The sequence below is a fragment of the Lysinibacillus sp. Ag94 genome, assembly GCF_023242215.1.
Classification (GTDB): domain Bacteria; phylum Bacillota; class Bacilli; order Bacillales_A; family Planococcaceae; genus Lysinibacillus.
In genome coordinates this window covers 2,246,748-2,268,684 of the sequence record NZ_CP096780.1, presented here as the reverse complement: position 1 = coordinate 2,268,684, position 21,937 = coordinate 2,246,748, and the positions used below count along the sequence as shown (strand labels likewise).

Here is a 21,937-nt window from a genome sequence, read left to right as displayed (position 1 = left end):
TAAGTAATATCATTGAGAAACTTTACAAATAGCAGTAAAATTTATGTAAGGATTATTATTTCATTGAAACTTTATGTCGATTATTTCGTATAAGAATATAGACATATTTAAATGCTAGGAGGAAGAAACATGCTCAGTGTCGGACAGTTTTTCTCAAGACATACCGCTAGCTTCTTAATTTCTCTCACAACTGTTTCTATCACAGCAATTGCGGCAAGTCCAGGATACTTCCTTGGTGGTATATTGTTTGCTGGAACATATGCGTCGAGTACGGCGTTATTGAAATATAGACAGAAAAAGAAATTCATGCAAATAGCAGGTATAACAAAAGAAGAATACAAACATATTGAATCACAACTTACAGCAGCCAATAAAAATATTCAAACATTAAGTCAAAACTACTTACGTGTACGTTCAGTTTCTGCATTTAAGCAATTACTTGAAATGACACGTATTTCAAAAAATATCGTGAAAATAGTTAAAACAGACCCACGAAAATTTTATAATGTTGAACAATTTTTTTATGCACATCTCCCTTCCGCTGTCGAATTAACGGATAAATATACGATGTTATCGAGACAGCCTGTGAAGGATAAGGAAATCCAACTTACATTATCGAAAACAAGAGAGACACTTACAGATTTAAATGATACGATTCAAACTGATTTAAAGGATGCGCTTTCCAACGATATTGACCATCTTCAAATGGAAATAGAATTTGCGAATCGTTCAAATATAAGACGAAAAGAACAATTGGAGTGGCGAGGCGATGATAAATGACAGCAAATGATCACGCATTTCAACTAAATACAATACAAGGTCTTTCCCCACTTGTGCAATCTTATTTAGAAACAACTCCAAATAATGAGGCGATGGCGACGTATGATACGCTATCGCCTCTTGCACAAAGTCGTGCACTTCTATATGCTAGTCAGCTTGACCTGACAAACTTCGAGTCAGTCCTGTCTTTAGGGCAAGATTCACAACGATCGCTTTCCCAATTTGCTGATCGAATGCTTGCACAAGTCAAACAAAAAGATGTCACAAAAATTGGCCAAATGTTAGACTCATTAATGCAAACGTTAGACCGTGTGGACCCTAACGCATTAGAACCAAAAAAGCAGTCCTTTTTTAAAAAGATGTTTGGTAAAATTGAGCCTACTGTTAAGCAAACATTAACGGAGTTTGAACGTATAAGTATCCAGGTAGAACGAATTGGTGTTCAGCTTGAACGTGCACAGCTTCAAATGCTAAGAGATGTGGAAATGCTAGAAGGACTTTATGCACATAATAGAGGATTTTTTGAGGAGTTAGCGACCGCCATTGCAGCAGGACAAATGAAGAAGCAGCAAGCCATTGAAGTGGAGCTTCCTGAAAAAGTAACTAGTGTACAAGCAACGAAACAGCCACTAGCTATCCAACAACTTAATGATTTTGCCGCTCAAATTGAACGTCTAGATCAACGTATTTATGACTTACAAGTATCGCAGCAAGTTGCCTTACAAACTGCACCACAAATACGCATGATTCAGCAGTCTAATCAAACATTAGCGGAAAAAATTGAATTTTCCATCGTTACGCTCATTCCATTGTGGAAAAATCAGTTGGCCATGATGTTATCTATGCATATGGATCATCACTACGCACAGCTAGAGGAAAGATTATCTCGTACAAATGATCGTTTTACGAGCCCTTCCTTTGAACAGCAAGTATCGAAATTCAAGGAAACACAACATGAGCTGAAGACAGCTATTAAAGACGTCTTTGCCCTTCATACAGCTACAGAACAGGAAAAACAGCAATTACAGGATGTAGCTGAATTAAAAACCTTTAAGAAGGAATGATTCCCTTTTTTCAACAAAGAAGGGTGGCTCAGATCTGAACCACCCTTTTATTTTCATTCAGCAGAAGACACCCACCTCTGAAGGTGGTGATGAATGCATATGTAGCTCCCCCTTTTCAGGGATTTCCAAACACCTACTGAATGAAAATAAAGCCTCCGGCGGATGTCACGGATTTTTAAAAGGAATAAATTGTGCAGGCACAATTCAAAATCCGGACGCAATTACGCCAAGGCGAAATTGATTATACTTATTCGAAATAATCTTTATAGTAGCCACCGATATTACCAGTGTTATCGATAATAAAAATGAACTCTTCTGTTTCATTTTTCACATCATATTGTTTCCCTACTGTTAATACGTTTGAAACTAAATATTTTGATGCATTAGTATGCTTACAAGTAACTGTGCGTACTGTTGGAGCATCTTTCCATTTTAAATGTAACATAATCTCTCTACCTCTCTTTACTAGCACGAAGCTAATGTCTACTGCTTATTTTATAATATTTTTGAACTTTTGTGGAGAAAAAAACCATAGAAGATCATATTTTCTCCATATCTATCGTTATTTAACCATATTCATCATAAAAATTTTTACTTCGAGGTGTTCCTATGAGCTTTGGTGGTGTACCGCAATGGTTTTTTATTCTAGCCGTTGCCTTTGCAATTTGCTTTATTTTATACGCAGAATGGAATTCTAGAAAATAAGTGAGCCCAATACATTGGACTCACTGAATAACTTACGGTTTTATAATAGCGAACCTTTTTCAGATAAAAATAAGGCACTTCTTGTTCAATTTTGAACAGGAAGTGCCTTATTTCTGTCTCTATTCCTTATTCATTTTCGTTTAGTAGCTTTAATATCCGTTTTAAATTGACAGCGAATATCGTTGTAGCACCTTGAATTTCCATGCCAAATAGACCCGCAGTCGATGCCGTATCGTACCTGTGTCCGTTTTTTAATTCATTATTCTTCGCTTCTAGTAGCGATTTGCGGCTAATTGCTTAAATGCTTCCGTATTTTGAAATGCCTCTTGTTCGGCATGTGTATCCGACTTAATTGTGACAGAATATGTTTTACTTTTTGCCCCTTCTTTATAACAGCCCTCTCTCATTGGACATACTTTGCATTTTTCAATGTCAAAATAATAGGTCTGACTTTGACTCTTACTCGTTCCTTTTTTACCCGTACGTGCTTTTCTTATCGCGAGATGGCCGGCCTTTCAAACAAACATTCCAGCATCTTTATTACTTTTCGTAGTCCTTGTGTAAGAATAGGATTCAACTTGGCCACAAGTGCGATTTTCTCTTCTTTAGTATATTCGATATTTGCCTTTTCAGTATATTATTTTTTGGCACAACAATATCGTAGATCGCCATATATGGACTTAAATGAAGGGTTTCTTGATTTGAAATCATCGGGGGCACCACCTGCACATTAGTTCTTTTATTATAAAGGAAAGCGTGACTAAAATAATAGTGTGATACATTGCGTTGTTTGGAGAAGCATCGCTCGACTCCTGCGGGAAAGCGAGACAGACGAGACCCCGCACGAAGCGAAGCGTAGGAGGAGGCTCGGCGCTCGCCCGCGGAAAGCGAGCGGAATGCTTCGGAAAACAACAGTAGAGTCACAGTGCCAAATGAAAAAAGCGAGGTATTCAACGATTTACTCGTTTAATACCTCGCGATGTGAGAAGATATAGACTTTTTCAGTGCCCTCATACATTGGACTCACTTTTTTTGTTATTGGAAACGATCGTTATTTTAATGTTCGTTTTAAAAACTCTTTTGTCCGTTCATGTTGAGGGCTTATTAATACCTGTGATGGGGGTCCTTCCTCTACAATTACACCTTTATCCATAAATACGACGCGATCTGCTACTTCTTTGGCAAATTCCATTTCATGTGTAACAATTAACATTGTATTCCCAGCATCCGCTAGTTGACGCATTACCTTCAACACTTCACCGACCATCTCCGGATCCAGTGCTGATGTCGGTTCATCAAACAACATTACATCCGGGCTCATTGACAATGCTCGTGCAATCGCTACACGCTGTTTTTGACCACCAGATAGTTGTCTTGGCTTCGCGTTTACGTATTGATCCATACCAACAATTTGCAAATATTTTAAAGCAATTTCCTCTGCTTCTACCTTTGAACGCTTTAATACTTTCATTTGACCAACTGTACAATTTTGAAGCACATTATGGTTGTTAAATAAGTTAAATTGCTGGAATACCATACCTAAATGTGTACGGTATTCTTGGATATTATGCTTTTCGTCTAAAATATTTTCACCTTTATAAATAATTTGACCGCCACTTGGTGTTTCCAGTAAATTAATGCAGCGTAGTAGTGTTGATTTACCAGAACCGGAAGAACCGATTAAGCAGACAACCTCACCCTTTTCTACTTGGAAATTAACATCCTTTAACACTTGGTTACGTCCAAATGATTTACTTAAATGCTCTATTTTAATAACTGTCATCTGTTCGTCCCCCTATATCGCTTCTTTCTGTTCTTTTCTGTATGCATCTGGTCCATCTAGACGTTTTTCAATATACAGTAATATTCTTGATGCTGTGAATGTCATGATTAAATAAAGAACACTCGCTATAAAGAAGGATTCAAAATAGCGGAAGTTATTACCTGCAATCGACTTTGTTTGGAAAAATAATTCCGTTACCCCAATAACGTTTAAAACTGCAGTATCTTTAATGTTCATAATTAATTGGTTACCTGTTGCAGGCAATATATTTCGGGCAACTTGTGGTAATACAACATGTAGCATAATTTGAACATGATTCATACCAATTGCCGATGCAGCCTCGTACTGCCCTTGATCAATTGAAACAATACCACCACGCACGATTTCTGCCATATAAGCGCCTGTATTTAATGACACAACTAAAATACCTGCCGTAATAAAGTGCATATCAATGCCAAATGCTATATCTAATCCGAAAAATACAACCATTGCTTGTACAATCATTGGTGTACCACGGAAGAATTCGACATAGCACGTTAGTATAAAATTAATGAGTTTTAAGCTATAAAATTTTACACCCTTTTTACGAACTTTGATGGTATGCATAATTCCGATGAAAAATCCGATAAGTGCACCAATAATTGTACTACTAATTGAAATAAGTAATGTATAATACGCACCTCGTAAAAACATTTGCCAGTTGTTCTCAACAATAGAAATAATCCATTCTAGACTCATGATGTACCTCCTAACAACGTCGTGTTGCTTTTTCGTTACAAACGTCTTAGCTATCTACCATTTTCATTGGGCCTTTCGTTTCTTTTATCTTATGAAACTTTTAGCTAAGACATTATTATTCTTCAATTTAATGTAATGATATTGCACGGACTAGCAACTAGCCCGTGCAATCATGTTATTGTGCTGCTGGTTGTTGGTCAATTGCTTCTTCCATAATTTTTTGGCGATCATCTTCTGAAATACCCTTTAAGATTTCATTGATTTTTTCAAGATCTGCATCACCTTTACGTACACCAACTGCAATAGATGTATTAGAAACATCTGTATCGAAACCTTTTTCAAACTTTACATACGTGAATTTATCGTTTGCAGCAGCAGCGGAAATACCTTCTGGACGTTCTGCTACATAACCGTCAATTTTTCCAGCTTCTAATGCTACACGCATTGCTGGGAAGCTATCCATTGCTGTTTGTTTTTTTACATCTTTGATTTGATCAATAACAGTGTAGTTAGATGTATTTAATTGTGATGTGATTTTCGCTCCAGAGAAATCTTGGATAGATGTTGCTTTTTCATATTTACTACCTTTTTTAATGACCATAACAAAATCAGATGTATAGTAGTTTTCTGTGAAATCGATAGTTTGCTTACGTTTTTCAGTTGGTGACATACCCGCAATGATTGCATCGATTTTATTTGATTGTAGAGCCGGTACTAAGCCATCCCATTCCAATTTTACGATAACTAATTCTTTTCCTAAGCCTTCAGCTATTTTTTTCGCCATTTGCACGTCATAACCGCCTGCATATTCTGCATTATCGGCAATTTTTACTGCGCCATTTGCATCACCTTGCTGCGTCCAGTTAAACGGAGCATAGCCAGCCTCCATGCCAATACGGAATTGGCCGCCACCTTCTTCCGTTTCAGTACTTGCACTGCCATTACTAGACGATGTCTTCTCCTTCTTATCACTAGCACCACAAGCAGCTAGTAAAATTGCAGTCATTAAGGTCAACATTAATACCAATAATCTTCTTTTCATGAAACATTCCCCTTTTCTATAAAAAAATAAGACAACTGTACCAAAAAAGACCTAAGTACTGAACTTAGGTCTTACTTTTTTTAACAGTTGCCCAAATCCTCACTATAATTCCATCATTCGAGATAGCACAACCTAGTAAACCTGGAAAATAATTCACTAGGACAGTCCTGCACTTATTCACTGCAGACCCAGCATAAAAGTACGAGCTCCTTTTACACTTCGGCGATAGTTCCTTCTCCATTGCGTCTTCGCTTGCTTATACTCAACAATGAACTAATAAATACCGCGCCTCTACCTCACAATAGGATAAATGTGAGGTTTGTATATTTAATTGATAATAAGATACTACTATAAAACAAACTAATTCGTCAAGATAATTTCATTACTTTTCTGACTAATTACAATATTAGTTTTTTTATTTTAAAGCCTTATATACACTTTTGCAAAGTTGAAAATGATTGGTCGCCACTTCGGCTGCTTTATCCGTCCTCTCGCCTCTTTCATCCGTCGCTTCAATTCCTATCCGTAGCTCTGGCTTTTGTATCCGTCGCTTCGACTGCTTTATCCGTCGTTCCGGCTCTTTCATCCGTCGCTCTAGCTTTTCTTTCCGTCACTTCAATTCCTATCCGTTGCTCTAGCTCCTCTATCCAGTAATTCTTTATATGTTTCATAAAAAGAAAAAAACCCTGCGAAACAATGTTCGCAGGGTTTAACAAACTCAGGAATTAAGAATTTAATAATAAATCTTCTGGGTTTTCAAGTAGTTCTTTAACAGTTTTAAGGAAGCCTACAGAATCTTTACCATCGATAATACGGTGGTCATAAGAAAGGGCTAAGTACATCATTGGGCGAATTTCTACTTCACCATTCACTTCAACTGGACGTTTTTTGATAGTATGCATACCAAGGATACCAGCTTGTGTACCATTCATGATAGGTGTAGACATTAATGAACCGAATACGCCACCATTTGTAATAGTGAATGAGCCACCTTGAAGATCTGCTAAACCTAATTTTTTATCGCGTGCTTTTTTCGCTAGGTCTGCAATTGAATCTTCAATTTCAGCAAAGTTTTTGCGGTCAGCGTCACGTACAACTGGTACTACTAAACCTTCTTCTGTTGATACAGCTACACCGATATCAAAGAAGTTGTTTAAGTGAATTTCATCACCAACGATTTGTGCGTTAACATATGGGTATTTTTTAAGTGCTGCAACTACAGCTTTTGTGAAGAATGACATGAAACCAAGTTTAGAGCCAGTTGACTCAAAGAATTGGTCTTTTTTACGAGAGCGTAAAGCCATAACGTTTGTCATATCTACTTCGTTGAATGTAGTTAACATTGCTGTAGATTGTTTTACTTCAAGTAAGCGTTTTGCAATTGTTTGGCGACGACGGCTCATTTTTTCAATTGTTACACGTGATTCATCTACAGCTGCAACTGCTTTAGGTGCTGCTGGAGCTGCTTGTGGTGCTGCTACTGGAGCTGTACCATGAGCTGCTACGTCTTGTACACGTACACGGCCTTGTGGATCTACTGGAGATACAGCAGCAAGGTCAATACCTTTTTCGCGCGCTAGTTTACGAGCTGCAGGAGATGCGATTACACGCTCACCAGTAGTTTCTTCTACAACTGGTGCTGCTACAACAGGAGCAGGTGCCGCTTGTGGCGCTGCTGGAGCTGGAGCTGCTGCAACTGGTGCCGCTGGAGCAGGTGCTGCACCTTCGCCAGCTTCTACTACTGCGATAACTTGACCAACAAGTACAGTATCGCCTTCTTCAGCTAAAATTTGAGTTAAAACTCCCGCTTCTTCAGAAATGATTTCAGCGTTTACTTTGTCTGTTTCAAGTTCAACGATGAATTCACCTTTTTCAACGCGATCGCCCACTTTTTTTACCCATTGTGCGATACTACCTTCTGTAATCGATTCTGCTAATTCAGGGACTTTAATTTCAGCCACTTTCATTTCCTCCTTTAATTAACGTGCATTGTGCACATAAAAGGGCTACTGCCTTAGCAAGTAGCCCGGCTCTCAAAAATTAATATGTGATTATTATTTAACCTTTACAGGCTCAGCAACTGCTTCTTCTACAACTGCGGCTTGAGCTGCTTTATGAGAATCTGCATCACCTTCAGAAGTAGAGCTCATTGCAGGACGTCCTACATAACGAAGCTTTTTACCTTCTGAAAGTTCATGTAATGTTTCTAATGCATAATTCCATGAACCTTGGTTTTTTGGTTCTTCTTGTACCCAAACAACTTCTTTTACATTTGGATACTTAGCAATAATACCAGCAACTTGCTCTTTTGGGAATGGGTAAAGTTGTTCTACACGAACAATGTGTAAGTGATCGAAGCCTTCACCATCTTTAATACGGTCTGCAATATCGATCATTACTTTACCTGAACCTAATACAATGCGTTCTACAGCTTCAGTTTTTGAACCTAGGCCTGGTTGTTCAATTACTTCTTGGAATGAACCATTTGCTAATTGCTCAGCATTTGCTGCAGCTAATGGGTGACGAAGTAAGTACTTAGGTGAAACAACTACAAGTGGACGAACACCTTCAGTTCCTAATAATGCTGCTTGACGACGTAATAAGTGGTAATAGTTACCTGCGTTTGAACAGTTCGCTACGAACCAGTTATTTTCAGCTGACATTTGTAAGTAACGTTCCATACGGCTTGAAGAGTGTTCTGGACCTTGACCTTCATAACCATGCGGTAAAAGAATAACTAGACCAGATTTTTGACCCCATTTAGCACGTGCACCTGAAATAAAGTTATCGAACATAACTTGCGCCATGTTTGCAAAGTCACCAAATTGAGCTTCCCAAACTGATAGTACATTGCCATTTTCTAAATTGTACCCATATTCAAAGCCCACTACCCCTGCTTCTGTTAGTGGAGAGTTGTGTACTGTAAATGATGCATTTGCACCTGAAATATGGTGAAGTGGCGTGAATAACTTACCGTTGTTTTTGTCATGTAATACTAAGTGACGTTGAGAGAACGTACCACGTTGTGCATCTTGACCTGTAAAACGTACTGGTGTGCCATCTTGAATAATTGTTGCATATGCTAGCGTTTCTGCATGACCCCAGTCAATTTTTGCAGAAGCAAATGCATCACGGCGTTTTTCTAAAATTTTGCCAAGTTTTTTCTGTGGTTCAAAGTTATCTTCAAACACTAAAAGCTCTTCGTTAATTTTTTCTAGACGTTCCACACCAACTGCTGTATCAATTTGTGGGAATTCTACTTTTAATTCTTCTGGCATTTCTAAATGCTTGTGTTCATCTTTATCGGCCATTTCTTTTACATGATCATAAGCTGCTTGCATTTCTGCATAAATAGCTTTATCTAATGCTGCAACCTCATCAGCAGAAACTACACCCTCAGCTACTAATTGAGCACCGTATAAAGCGCGAACTGGCTCATGTTTAGAAACTAATAAATATGTTTCAGGGTTTGTTACAGTTGGATCATCAGTTTCATTGTGACCATGACGACGGTAACCGATAAGGTCAACGATAATATCTTTACCGAATTTTTGACGGTAGCTAGCTGCAAAACGACCTACTAGAGCTACAGACTCAGGGCTATCTGCATTCACATGCACAACTGGTACTTCGTAACCTTTTGCTGGGTCAGAAGAGTAAAGAGATGAGCGGGAATCTTGTAATTCAGTTGTAAATCCAATCATGTTGTTAGCAATGATGTGGATTGTACCACCAGTAGTGAACCCTTCAGTTTTAGCGAAGTTTAATACTTCTGTTACGATACCTTGACCTGGGAACGCAGCGTCACCGTGCACAAGAATACCTAGTCCTTTTGTGCGGTTATGAACAGCTTGCCCTGGCTTAGAAGTGTCATCTTGTGCTGCACGAGCTGTACCTAAAACAACCGGATTTCCTACTTCTAAGTGAGATGGGTTGTATGCAAGCTTAACATTCATACCAGATTCACGCATATATGAAGCACCCATGTGGTACTTAACATCGCCAGTCCAACCTTTCGTAATTTCAAGGCGACCATCTTCTGGGATAAATAACTCATTGGATACGTGTGCAAAGTCAGAGAACATCATATCGTAAGGTTTATTTAAAATGTGTGTTAATACATTTAAACGACCACGGTGAGCCATACCAATACGTACTTTTTCTACGTTATTTGCTTCAGCTGTTTTTAAAATTTCATCAAATAGAATGATTTGAGTATCTAAACCTTCACCAGAGAAACGCTTTTGACCTACAAACGTTTTATGAATAAACTTCTCGAAGTTTTCAACACGAGTTAAACGATCTAATAAAGCTTTTTTCTCATTAGAAGTTAATGCTTGTTTAAATGAACCTGTTTCAATTTGTGCTTGAATCCAATCACGTTCTTCTGTTGCTACTACGTGATTATATTCAAATGCTACTTTATCTGTATAAACAGATTTTAAGTAATCGATTGCATCTTTACCATTTTTCACGTTTGCTGGCACATCTTTGAAGAAGATAGCTGCAGGAATTTCAGCTAAATCTGCAGCGCTAAGGTTGAACGCGCTTTCTTCAATTTGAGCTGTTTGTAGTTCACGGTTTTTCAAAGGGTAAATATCTGCCGCTAAATGACCGTTTGTACGGATTGCATCTGCTAATTTCACAGCTGCTAACACTTTCTTGTAATCGCCAGCAGGAGCTGCTACTGCATTACTAGCTACAGCTACTTCACCTTCTACTACTACTGGTGCACCAAATTGTTGGAATAATAATACTAACTCCGGTTCTACTTCTTCAGGAGACTGTAAGAATAAGTCGTATTGCTCCATCACATATCCTAGGTTAGGACCAGAGAAAGCTGACCATGGAGAACTTACAGTTGTAACGTTGTTCGACATGAAAAATGACCTCCAAATTTTGCCTTTCGGCAGTTCCATTAATTAAATTACAATTAATTATATAATATTTTTCCGTTCTTTTAAAGGATATTTGACATCTTAACCATTATTTAAAGAACGTTTTTTCCATCTCAATCTTACTACTCTTCACAAAAAATACAACTCTTTTTAGCAAATTAAGCAATTTTTTTCCCAAAGGATGAAATAATTAAATAAAGCATGGATTTTTCTCAATATTTCAGCGGGAATTTCAGCAAGAAAACGGTTCCAACATTTTTAACACTCTTGACTTCCACTGAACTATTGTATTTTTCAAGTAACATTTTTGTAATACTAAGCCCTAAGCCTGTACCGCCTATTTGACGATTTCTTGCCTCATCAACTCTATAAAAGCGATCGAAAATGTATGGAATGTTTTCCTCTGCTATACCAATTCCATTATCTTCTATTTTTACTGTTACTTCCTTTTCTAAAACAGATAGTGATATTTGAATCTCAGGAATTTTTTCACAATAACGAATTGCATTTTCTATTATATTACGAACAATTTGGCTAAGTGCATTTTCTGTTATAAATAATCGCCCTATTTCTTCATCTTTCGACAGCAATATTCGAGCATCTGGATGAAGGAGTCTTGTTTCCTCTATAACTGCTTCTATAACAGCTACTGCATCAGCCTCACTTGTGATGTCCTTTTCTTCACGACGTGCAAGTTCTAGTAATTCTTCGATCATTTTACGCATCCGTGCAATTTCAGTTAATGAAGTTTCAATAGATTCCTCTAAAATTTCTGGATCATCCTTCCCCCATCTTTTCAATAGGGACAGATGTCCTTCAATTGCTTGGATAGGCGTCCGTAACTCATGAGAAGCATCCGCAACAAATTGTTGCTGCTTTGTAAATGATATTTGTAATTCATTCATCATCGCATTGTACATTTTCAATAAATCACCAATCTCATCATGAGACGTGTAAGATAATTGAATTGGCTCATTAAATCCTTTATCCATAACGGTTTTCATGGATGCACGTAATGCATGCAACGGCTTCGTCAAATAGTTGGCTAGATAATAGCCAATTGATGCTGATAACAATAATGCTCCTATGCCTGCAATTAGCATTGTCGTCAATAAATAATGCATCAAAGACTCGAATTTAGATAATGGATGAATCACCTGGATATAGCCTTGAATGAAACCGAGCTGAATACGTTGATTTATGACAAAGACATTCTTTTTATCAATCGTCATTTCCATAATTTCACCTAAAGAGGTAATAGGTGCAACCTGTGAATTTTCATTAATACTTAAAATCTTTTCGCCATCTACATTAAATAATTTAACTGTTTGATCACGATCCTTAATAGAATCTAAAAGACCTTTATTTTGATGTATCTCCTGAATCGTAAGGCCAGGTCCCTGTGACTCAAAAAAATACACCAAATCATCGCTTGCCCGTTTTATTTGACTTGCCTCGTCGTTAAGTAGCCATGTATGCAATGAAATATATACAACAATACAAATAATCGTATAGCTAAAAAATATAACAGCACTAGATGTGAGCATCCATTTTTTTTGTAGTGACTGATTGACTAAATAATCCCTTAATTTTTTCATTCGCGCATCACATACCCCACACCACGAACGGTTTCGATATAGGTATTCATATCACCCGGTAGTTTATTTCGCAAATGCCGAATATATACATCTACGACATTTGTCTCTATATCCGTATCATACCCCCAAACAGAGGTTAAAATTAGCTCTCGTGTACAAACTTTATTTTTATGCTCTATCAATAATTTTAATAAATCATATTCTGTTTTCGTTAAATCAAGTTTGTTCCCTTGAACAAATACTTCATAGGCCGCTACATCTATTTCGATATCTCGAAAATGTAATGAACCCCCAATTTTTTCATCGGGTGTCACCCGACGCAGTATTGTACGAATTCTAGCTAATAGTTCTTCAATAGCGAATGGTTTTACTATGTAGTCATCTGCGCCAGCATCTAAGCCAGCTACACGGTCCATTACAGCATCTCGGGCCGTTAACAATATAATGGGAACCTTTGACTGTGTACGTATTCGACGACAAATTTCAATTCCATTTATCCCCGGAAGCATGACATCTAATAACAGTACATCAAAATTATCAGATGAAGCTAGCTCAAGTCCTTCACGTCCATCAAATGCGACGAATACATCGTAACCTTCATGCTTTAATTCTAGCTCCACAAAACGAGCGATATGCTTCTCATCTTCCACTAAAAGTATCTTTTTAGGCATTTCTTCACCTTCTATTCTAAAATAACTATGAGGGGTTTCCTCTATAATACCGTTATAGCATAACATCAAACAAAAAGTCTGTACCACAAGTAACTACTTGTTTGTACAGACTTTTTCAACTTCTTTCAGCAGCAAATGTTTTATGTCGCGAAAGCAAAGCGACAGCTACAATTGTGTCGAGACATAATTGATTAGGCGTCAGTAATATAGAGATTATTTTTCCCAATTTCCTTCGCTTTATATAAAGCTTGATCTGCTAATTCTAGCAATTCATTCAAGGTGTGACCGTGATCCGGATAATAAGCGATACCAATGGAAGCAGTTGGAGCAAAGTAATGACTTTCGATTGTCCAACCTTTTTTTAGTTCATTCCGAATGCGATTAATAATATCCATTATTTGCGTATGTCTCTTCTCATCATTCCGAGTTAAACCTGTTAGGACGACAACAAATTCATCGCCACCCATTCGTATAACTAAATCATGGTTACGTACAGCCGTAATTAAAACTTGGCCAAACATTCGGATAAAGTCGTCCCCTGTGTCATGGCCGTACTGATCATTAACTCGCTTAAAATCATCCCCATCGATATAAAGCATAGCTAAACACTCATTCCGTTCTTGCGCTTCTACCAATAGTTTCGGAGACTCCTTTTGTAAAAAACGACGATTTGGTAGTTGTGTTAACGTATCGTGATAAGCTAAATATAATAAATCATTCTCTCGTTCCTTACGATGCGTTATTTCACGGGATACCATCATAATTTGTGAAACTTTTTCGCGTTCAGGATCATGAACAACTGTTACGTTTCCTTCAGTCCAAACAGGCGTACCGTCCTTCGCCCTCAACAGTAACTCAAACTGCGTTTCTGTTTGGCCTGAATAATTATTTAAAAATGTTTGCCAAGACTTCTTACTTTGTTCATCGACAATGTTACTATAAAACTGACCTTGTAATTCTACATTTTCGTAACCTAAGAAAATCTCATAGGAAGGCGAGGCATAAATAATGATGCCATCTTCGTTTGTAATGACGATTAAATCATTTGTATTTTCTGTAATAAGGCGGAATGTGCGTTCAATATTTTTCAATTCCGTTAACATTCTTTTCTTGTCCGTAATATCATAGTTAATGGATAAATATTGTTCTGTCTCCCCGAATTCATTCATTAATGGCACTATAGATGCTTCTACCCAAAAATCAGCATGGAATTTTGTACGGTAGCATAGCTCCCCTCGCCAAATATCCCCCGCTTTAAGCGTTTTTTTAATTATTTGTAATAAGTCCTCTGCATTGTAACGAGGTTCTATTAATTTATAAGGCTGACCTATTAGCTCTTCTGCCGTGAAGCCAGTCGCATTTAAAAACAAATCATTAATTTCTAGAATATTGGCATCCCTATCTAAAACAGCAATGGAAGCTGCTGAATTTAGAGCAGCTTTAAAAACCTCTAAACCATGAGATTTTGAGCGTAACTCTGCTTTTTGTTCAGTGAATTGTGTGAAATCCTGCATGAGAAAAAAAATAGCATATGAATGATCCCATTGCATAACCGGCGATAGTGAAACTAAATACATGCGCTCTTTTTTATCCAGTGTATGAAGCTTGATGAATTTTTCGCCAATATTTTCGCCCATAGCTGCTCTTTGTAAATAGCTCTGGATTTTCCCTACTTCATCTTTAGGAACAATTGGTAGATCGACGAATAATTGCTGTTTAACCGTTTCTGTATCTAATTCAAAGTCCTCCGTGAAGCTGGAGTTCACCTCATAGATAGACCCTTCAGCTGATAAGATGACTGTAGAAAAAGACGCATGGTCAAACATTGAGCGAAGAAATAAAAACTTATCTTCTATGCTACGATCATAGAGAATTTCTTTTGTTATGGCTAAAACATAGTCTTCATTATTATGTTTAATCGGTCGAACAGATGTTTCATATTTACGAACTTCTGATTTATAATAGGCATAATCCACATAATCAACTTGACTATGCTTTGCAATCGCTTGATTGTAGTTTTCTTGAATTATAGAAAAAATTTTCCGACTTGGGGTAAGGGTTGAAAGCATTTTCCCAATCGCCTCATGTGATAACAAAGCTCGAGCTGCTTTATTTAAGCGAATATATTGATAATCGTCTCCCACTTTTTTCATTAAAAAGACAAAATCTTTGCCAATAAACAATTCATTAAATAAATCTTCGCTTAAAAGATATTCCATGCTGTCACCTCCCCATAAGTCGCTAATATTAATATAGAATACAAAAAAATCAATAATACTATTATAGCATAATTTAAAAGAATCACCCTTCTCGAATCAGAAAAAATTTATCCTTTTAAGGCTATTTTTTGATATTTTACCTCTTTCGATGAAATAACGTAATTCTAAAGAAACACTTTTCAAGTATTTCCACTCTTAAAAATGATATTTTAGACTTAATGACCCCCGAAAATTATAAAAAGCAATTTTTAACTATTTATGCAATTATTTATTTTTCAGAATTTACTGACTAACAAACTTATTTTTTGTTTCAGCGAGGAAAATGATTGCATAAAGCAGTATGAATGTTATATTATATTAAAAAAACTAGCCTTTTTTCGGTATGGTCGAAAAATCAGTAAGACAGCGGGAGATTATGGATATCATAGTTTTAACGTCTAGTTCTTTGGGTTTTAATTCCAGTACGAATTTTAGTTTTCTTCTTTATGTTTTAAAGGAATTGTTTTAACTACCCTAGTAAAGGAGGCGTTTCGTATGCTTAAACATCGAGACCTACATGAATGCACAGAGCTCTATGAGCTATTATCACACCCTTCTGTTTTCCCTTTTGTCCGTCAAAAAGCCACATCAGCTGATGAATATTGGTTTATGACAAAACAACTGATTGAAGAAGAAGCGAAGGGACTCGCTATTTCAAGGACAATTACTGATGATTGGGGTCAACCAATCGGCACCATTAGCATTCATGATGTTGAGGATGGTGCAGGCTTTTTAGGAACGTGGATTGGACTCCCTTATCAAGGGCAAGGTTATAACCAAAAGGCGAAAATGCTTTTTTTGAATGAACTTTTTTTTGACTATAACTTCCATACGGTATTTCTCCGTATTCGTGTTGAAAATATAAAATCACAGCGTGCAGCCTTAAAGCTACCCTATATTATGAGTGCGAATGAAAGTCACCCAACATTATTAACACAGGTCAATAGCGGTGAGGCGCAATTTAATTTATATAAAATTCCAAAAGACTTGTTCTACCTTACAACAGCCAATCAAATGGCAGAAGGCGAAGAACAAGCGATGTAATCTACTATTGATTTTCATAAAAAAGCTATGTGTTCTGTCTCGAGACATGCACATAGCTTTTTTCTGTTTTTGCTAATATTAATTGCTGTATTGTGCTTAAGTACAAACTTTGCATTAGGCACTGACTACCAAATCTACTTTTTATATTGTAAAATCAATTTTGCCATTTCTTCTGGCGTCTTCGGTTTTTGTGTTTTCTCCATTATTGCAACCATTTCTGCTTTACGCTCTGTTAACACATGAACCGATTTTTTAAAGGTTTCCTTTGTTAACTCTTCCTCTTGCAATACTTCCGCGTAACCCTGTCTTTTAAATAAGTTGGCATTTAATATTTGGTCACCACGACTTTTCTGTGCAGATAATGGTACTAATAACATCGGTTTATGAAGTGCTAAAAATTCAAAAATCGAATTGGAGCCAGCACGTGAGACGATAAAGTTTGCCGCATGTAATAAATCCGGTAATTCTGTTGTCACATATTCAAACTGCTTGTAACCAGGCGTAGATTCTAATGATTTGTCGTAATTTCCTTTACCACATAAATGAATGATCTGAAACTGTTTTACAAGCTCCGGTATATTTTGACGGAGCGCGTCGTTCAAGACAACTGATCCTAGGCTCCCACCCATCACAAGAAGAACGGGTTTTAATGTTGTAAAGCCACATAATGATAACCCTTTTGCTCGATCTCCCATAAATAACTCTTGGCGAATAATGGAGCCTGTGCATGTTGCCTTTTCTTTCGGTAAGTGCTGTAAGGTTTCTTCAAAAATCGCGAAAATGTGTGATGCAAATGGTAGCGCAAGTTTATTGGCCAAGCCAGGTGTAACATCTGATTCATGAATGACTACAGGAACACCAGCAAGTTTTGCAGCCATGACAACGGGTACAGAAACAAAGCCACCCTTTGAAAAAATGACTTGGGGTTTCACTTTTTTGATAATACGAAAAGCCTGCATAATTCCAGCAAGCACTTTAAAAGGATCTGTAAAATTTTTCATCGAGAAGTAACGACGCAATTTCCCACTTGAAATACCGTAAAACGGAACATTTGGAAACGCCTCGCCTATTAATTCTTTTTCAATGCCCTCGTCCGAGCCAATATAATGGACATCATAACCTAGCTCTTGTAAAGACGGGAGTATCGCTTGATTGAGCGATACATGACCAGCTGTCCCTCCACCGGTTAAAATGATTGTTTGTTGTTTCACATTAATTCTCCTATTCCATCAATTAGGCATTAGCATAATTGCGTCCGGAATCGACTTTGTACTTAGGTTTGCAGATGTTGTTTGCTCGTAAGAAATGTAGTACTATCGCAGCGACAGCAACTGTTTTGTCTGTGCGAAAGCGCAGCGAAAGCAACAACAACAACAGTTAGCCGTTATCGCATGGATGCGATGTTTTTTAGGCTAACATCCTTTTTTAAATACTTCCCGATTCCGTGACATCCGCTTGTAGCCATACTACTTTTTGTATTCAGTCTTTTATTTTACTATATGCGGACGAAAAGATATAGATGAAGCTTTTAATTTCTTTAAGCAAACGTCTTTAGTGCCGAAAACGCAGCGACAGATATATTTCTTCTTGTACCTCTTTGTGTAGGTATATAAAAACCGCTATGCTGAAAATAACGCATCTATGTTATCCGCTTAACGGTTATTTAAACCTAACAAAGTGGCTTTTTTTAATGGTACAATTAATAAATCTTAATTACAGCGAGGTATAATAATGAAGATTATTGATTTAACTCACACATTAACTGAAAAAATAACAGTCTACCCAGGCACTGATCAACCATCATTAACAATAATATGTAATCATGAATCTGACGGATTTAAAGAAACAGCTTTAACTTTGACTTCACATACCGGTACGCATATGGATGCGCCAAATCATATTTTTAAAGACGGGATTACATTAGATGTAATCTCAGTGGAGCAATTTGTAGGTAAAGGTTTGGTCATCGATTGTAGTGATCTTACAGAAGGTCAAAAAATAACTTTAGACAGAATAAATAAAGTGAAGAAAAGAGCTGATCAAGCTGATTTTCTTTTATTTTATACAGGATGGGATCAATACTGGGGCACAGATAAGTATTTTGGTGACTACCCACACATGACAGAAGAGGTTGCTGAATACCTAATTAAAAGTAATAAAAAAGGTGTAGGGCTCGATGTCATAAGCATCGACTCTATGACAAGTTTAACAAATCATAAGAAAGTGCTATTTGATTCAAATTTTGTCATCGTTGAAAATTTAACTAATCTCGGTGAAATAGGCACTGAACTGTTCACGTTTTATGCTCTACCAATGAAATACGAAAATGCTGATGGTGCTCCTGTCAGAGCTATTGCAATATTATAAGAACATGCAATAACCAGGTACTCAATCGAGCGCCTGGTTACTAGTTTATTGCTTCGGGACTTTTTCGAAATGAAATCCTTTAAAAGAGACAATTCGTAATGATCCTGTACTTGCTTTTTCGAGATACTACACTTTACAGTGCAATGTTGGCTCCACCCATATATTATTTCGGTCTACAGGGTAACAACCTGGAAACCAAACTCTACATTCGCAAGTGACTTGTATTTTTTATTTAAACAATTTCGCATCTGCCCAGTCGGCATGATCATTGTCAATATTATCATTCGCATTATACGCAACTAACTCAAGTGTATTTTTTCCCGCAATATCTACTTCTACGTGTTCAGCTGGTTCGTTTGATTTTTTTACCGGACTTATATATAAAATTTTACCATCGACAATTATCACAAAATTTACAGAACCATGACCCGGCGCTACTTGATCATCTATTCCTACATCAACCGTAAATTTAGTATACTGTCCATTCAAATTATACTTAATTGAACTATTTGCATGCGAGCCAATCCCTTTGTCATATTTCACACCTTTAATAGATAACTGTGTTTTATAAAACGATTGGTTTTTATTATAAGAAAAATAATCAGGTGTCATTTGCTCAATATCTCCTGTAACTGAAACTGGCGTTAACTCATCACTTAAATACACAGAGACAGGTGCAGCTAAAGTAGTTGTATTTCCGCTTACAAAAAATGTACCAATAGTAAGCATTAAAACCACAGCTAAACTTAATACATTAAATCGAAAACCTTTTGGATTAAAAACGTGCTTTGTGTTTTTCAAATCATATCCCCTTTCGATTTTGAAGTACAATCAAATCTTTACATATTTAACCAAAATTTTCAAGTACTTTTTATAATTGTAAATATTAATAGTAATTGGTATAAATTAAAAACGTAATCACTTTATTACATTGACCTACTGTCTATGAACATTTTTCTCGATCCTCGCTAGAACGTTTGATTTTAATTTTAATTACCTCGGAATAAACGTTCGCATTTACGTAAAAAGAAAATAATATGAAATTAAAAAAACTCAGGTACTCACATTTAGTGAGCCCTGACTTTTGATTACAAAGATAATTATTTTTAAAAAAGAAGAGTTCGTTGAAACTGATGATGTAATACTGTATTCCCTTCTTGAGGAACACCTGTATTATTTATCCCCCATGTATTAAAGATAATTGGGTCACCGGGAGCTAAAGATGGTATAACGGGATCAGGTGGGTGCATTACAAAACCTCATAAACAGGGTCAACTGATTGCCATGCATTTTGCGGAGTTGCATGAACGGTGAGGAGTTTTTTAGCTGGAATAGTAAATGTAAGAGGCTTAGGTATTCCATTAAAAAGTGAAGGTTGGGATTCTCCACATAAAAAAGCGTCCTTTGGCATTTCAGCTTGATCACAACTTTGCCAATCTATTACTGACACTGTCACTGTTTGAGATGTATTTGTTCTATTTAGAAGCGTAACCACAATCGTCTCTGTTGCTGGATTTCTCCATATTGCTCCTGTCGTAAAATTATTAGGAACTTGAGGTTGAGCAGAACTACCGAAACAAACTGGACATGAAGAAACTTTGTTTAATCGAAATACATTATTGTTGCAATCACAATTGCATGAGGATTTTTCCATTTCACTACTCCCTTAAATTCAATTGATAATAATAGGATATGACTATTTATCAATATAGTTTAGGAATACTAGGTATTAATTGTATGGTTTAATTGATTCGGCATTCGATAAAATGCTTCATTTTGAGAATAGCGTTATTAGCAACCGCCTGTGTCGTGTATGTTCGTGCGATTAGCTGCCAGATTATTGATTATGCACATTAAAAACACCACGGAAAGTTTTTACAACACAAAAGTGAAAAAATCTCTCTACCTACCAAGCATAAATTTCCGCTCAATTATGTAGTATAAAAAAAGATGTCCACTAAGCCTTTTACGACTTAGTGGACTCTATTATTCAATAAAGCTATTATTATTTTTGGATAAATTGTTGTGTCCAGTAGTTACCTGACTTCACATAGCCAACACCAATATGCGTAAATTTCTCATTTAAAATATTCGCGCGGTGACCTGGAGAATCCATCCAAGCTTGTACTACTTCTTGAGGTGTACGTTGACCTTGTGCAATATTTTCACCTGCACTCTTATACGTAATACCTAAAGCTTTCATACGATCAAATGGTGAACCGAATGTTGGGCTTGTATGTGAAAAATAGTTTTTAGATTGCATATCTTGTGATTTTTCACGAGCAGCTGCCATCAGTTGATCGTCCGTTTTAAATGGTGCTAAACCAGCTTTTGTACGTTCGGCATTCGTTAATTTTACTACCTCTTGTTCAAAAGCATTCACATCTGAAGTAGTTGTTGATGGTTTAGATTGAGTTGGTGCAGTAGCTGCATTATCTTTTTGAGCTGTTTGTGTATTGTTAGTTGTTGCTTGTGTATTGTTAGTTGGTGTTTGATTTTTTTCTGGTGCTTGAGTTTCTTTTGATGGTGCTTGTGTTTGCGGTACATTTACATACCACTTATGATTTGACCATTGGTTTGACCATTGATTATTTGACCATTTATGATAAGAAACTTTATTACAGTCTGATGTTGTGTTCCCCTCTGTAGTATTTGCTGCAGCGGAAGCCATTTGAATTGGAGCTGCTAATAAAAATGTTGCACAAATTGCAGTTAGTGTTTTTTTCATTTTTGCAATTCCTCCTTCTCTGCAAACAATCGTAAAGGACGAATTTAATAAATTTCTTACCAGCATCTGCTAACAACACCATTGGAGACATAAATTCGCATCAAACAGAGGGTTTTTGACTATAATTTTTAGCAAGTTCCACCAGCCTATGAAATACTTACGTTTCAAATAGGGTTGACACTTCTAAAAAACTATTAAATATTTTCAATATTCAAGTAGATACACATCCTCCTTTATTTTACTAATCCACAAAAAAATCTG

18 protein-coding genes, 1 pseudogene and 1 riboswitch are annotated in these 21,937 nt (G+C 36.7%); of the genes and pseudogenes, 4 read left to right on the top strand and 15 right to left on the bottom strand.

Features of this window, described 5'->3' with window-relative positions:
* The first annotated feature begins 129 nt into the window (after window positions 1-129).
* A complete protein-coding gene (locus MY533_RS10485) occupies window positions 130-780 on the top strand; it encodes a 5-bromo-4-chloroindolyl phosphate hydrolysis family protein (protein ID WP_132364822.1) in 651 nt (216 codons plus the stop codon).
* Window positions 777-1,844: a toxic anion resistance protein gene (locus MY533_RS10480; RefSeq protein WP_248719078.1), complete on the top strand. Its 1,068-nt coding sequence runs from the start codon at window positions 777-779 to the stop codon at window positions 1,842-1,844. The genes MY533_RS10485 and MY533_RS10480 overlap by 4 nt, the downstream gene beginning before the upstream one ends.
* A gap of 247 nt (window positions 1,845-2,091) precedes the next feature.
* On the opposite strand, the gene MY533_RS10475 is transcribed toward MY533_RS10480, so the two are convergent.
* The 11 genes and pseudogenes from MY533_RS10475 to MY533_RS10425 all read right to left on the bottom strand — a co-directional run bounded on the left by MY533_RS10475 (window position 2,092) and on the right by MY533_RS10425 (window position 15,498).
* Window positions 2,092-2,289 (bottom strand): DUF6501 family protein, encoded by a 198-nt coding sequence (locus tag MY533_RS10475; RefSeq protein WP_053485867.1) that lies wholly within the window; start codon window positions 2,287-2,289, stop codon window positions 2,092-2,094.
* Between the two features lie 386 nt (window positions 2,290-2,675).
* Window positions 2,676-3,186: pseudogene (locus MY533_RS10470) on the bottom strand (transposase); the annotation flags it as partial.
* A 414-nt stretch (window positions 3,187-3,600) separates the two neighbouring features.
* Window positions 3,601-4,332, bottom strand: coding sequence for an amino acid ABC transporter ATP-binding protein (locus MY533_RS10465; RefSeq protein ID WP_248719077.1), 732 nt, complete (start codon window positions 4,330-4,332; stop codon window positions 3,601-3,603).
* Window positions 4,333-4,344: 12 nt separating this feature from the next.
* Window positions 4,345-5,070: an amino acid ABC transporter permease gene (locus MY533_RS10460; RefSeq protein ID WP_248719076.1), complete on the bottom strand. Its 726-nt coding sequence runs from the start codon at window positions 5,068-5,070 to the stop codon at window positions 4,345-4,347.
* A 175-nt stretch (window positions 5,071-5,245) separates the two neighbouring features.
* The gene (locus MY533_RS10455; protein WP_248719075.1) at window positions 5,246-6,112 is read right to left on the bottom strand and encodes a transporter substrate-binding domain-containing protein; all 867 of its coding nucleotides are present in this window, start codon (window positions 6,110-6,112) and stop codon (window positions 5,246-5,248) included.
* A 115-nt stretch (window positions 6,113-6,227) separates the two neighbouring features.
* A riboswitch (Lysine riboswitch) is annotated at window positions 6,228-6,414 on the bottom strand.
* 210 nt (window positions 6,415-6,624) lie between these two features.
* Entirely contained in the window at window positions 6,625-6,783 is a 159-nt protein-coding gene (locus MY533_RS10450; protein ID WP_248719074.1) for a hypothetical protein, read from the bottom strand.
* A gap of 54 nt (window positions 6,784-6,837) precedes the next feature.
* Complete coding sequence (gene odhB, locus MY533_RS10445) at window positions 6,838-8,073, bottom strand: 2-oxoglutarate dehydrogenase complex dihydrolipoyllysine-residue succinyltransferase (protein WP_248719073.1); 1,236 nt, start codon at window positions 8,071-8,073, stop codon at window positions 6,838-6,840.
* Window positions 8,074-8,166: 93 nt separating this feature from the next.
* Window positions 8,167-10,992, bottom strand: coding sequence for a 2-oxoglutarate dehydrogenase E1 component (locus MY533_RS10440; RefSeq protein WP_248719072.1), 2,826 nt, complete (start codon window positions 10,990-10,992; stop codon window positions 8,167-8,169).
* A gap of 230 nt (window positions 10,993-11,222) precedes the next feature.
* Window positions 11,223-12,608, bottom strand: coding sequence for a HAMP domain-containing sensor histidine kinase (locus tag MY533_RS10435; RefSeq protein ID WP_248719071.1), 1,386 nt, complete (start codon window positions 12,606-12,608; stop codon window positions 11,223-11,225).
* Window positions 12,605-13,279 carry a response regulator transcription factor gene (locus tag MY533_RS10430; RefSeq protein WP_248719070.1) on the bottom strand — a complete coding sequence of 225 codons (675 nt, stop codon included), beginning with the start codon at window positions 13,277-13,279 and terminating at the stop codon, window positions 12,605-12,607. The genes MY533_RS10435 and MY533_RS10430 overlap by 4 nt, the downstream gene beginning before the upstream one ends.
* 191 nt (window positions 13,280-13,470) lie before the next feature.
* Complete coding sequence (locus tag MY533_RS10425; RefSeq protein ID WP_248719069.1) at window positions 13,471-15,498, bottom strand: diguanylate cyclase domain-containing protein; 2,028 nt, start codon at window positions 15,496-15,498, stop codon at window positions 13,471-13,473.
* A 534-nt stretch (window positions 15,499-16,032) separates the two neighbouring features.
* On the opposite strand from MY533_RS10425, the gene MY533_RS10420 reads away from it, so the two are divergent.
* Window positions 16,033-16,581, top strand: coding sequence for a GNAT family N-acetyltransferase (locus MY533_RS10420; protein WP_132357919.1), 549 nt, complete (start codon window positions 16,033-16,035; stop codon window positions 16,579-16,581).
* Between the two features lie 134 nt (window positions 16,582-16,715).
* On the opposite strand, the gene MY533_RS10415 is transcribed toward MY533_RS10420, so the two are convergent.
* On the bottom strand, window positions 16,716-17,792 hold the full coding sequence (locus MY533_RS10415) for an undecaprenyldiphospho-muramoylpentapeptide beta-N-acetylglucosaminyltransferase (RefSeq protein WP_248719068.1): 1,077 nt from the start codon (window positions 17,790-17,792) through the stop codon (window positions 16,716-16,718).
* 520 nt (window positions 17,793-18,312) lie between these two features.
* Here MY533_RS10415 and MY533_RS10410 point away from each other — a divergent pair.
* On the top strand, window positions 18,313-18,948 hold the full coding sequence (locus MY533_RS10410; protein ID WP_248719067.1) for a cyclase family protein: 636 nt from the start codon (window positions 18,313-18,315) through the stop codon (window positions 18,946-18,948).
* Between the two features lie 228 nt (window positions 18,949-19,176).
* Here the strand turns inward: MY533_RS10410 and MY533_RS10405 are convergent, their stop codons facing one another.
* From MY533_RS10405 to MY533_RS10395, 3 genes are all read right to left on the bottom strand, one after another.
* Entirely contained in the window at window positions 19,177-19,749 is a 573-nt protein-coding gene (locus MY533_RS10405) for an NPCBM/NEW2 domain-containing protein (RefSeq protein ID WP_248719066.1), read from the bottom strand.
* Between the two features lie 448 nt (window positions 19,750-20,197).
* Window positions 20,198-20,602: a hypothetical protein gene (locus tag MY533_RS10400; protein ID WP_248719065.1), complete on the bottom strand. Its 405-nt coding sequence runs from the start codon at window positions 20,600-20,602 to the stop codon at window positions 20,198-20,200.
* Between the two features lie 351 nt (window positions 20,603-20,953).
* A complete protein-coding gene (locus MY533_RS10395; protein WP_248719064.1) occupies window positions 20,954-21,676 on the bottom strand; it encodes a CAP domain-containing protein in 723 nt (240 codons plus the stop codon).
* Window positions 21,677-21,937 lie beyond the last annotated feature (261 nt).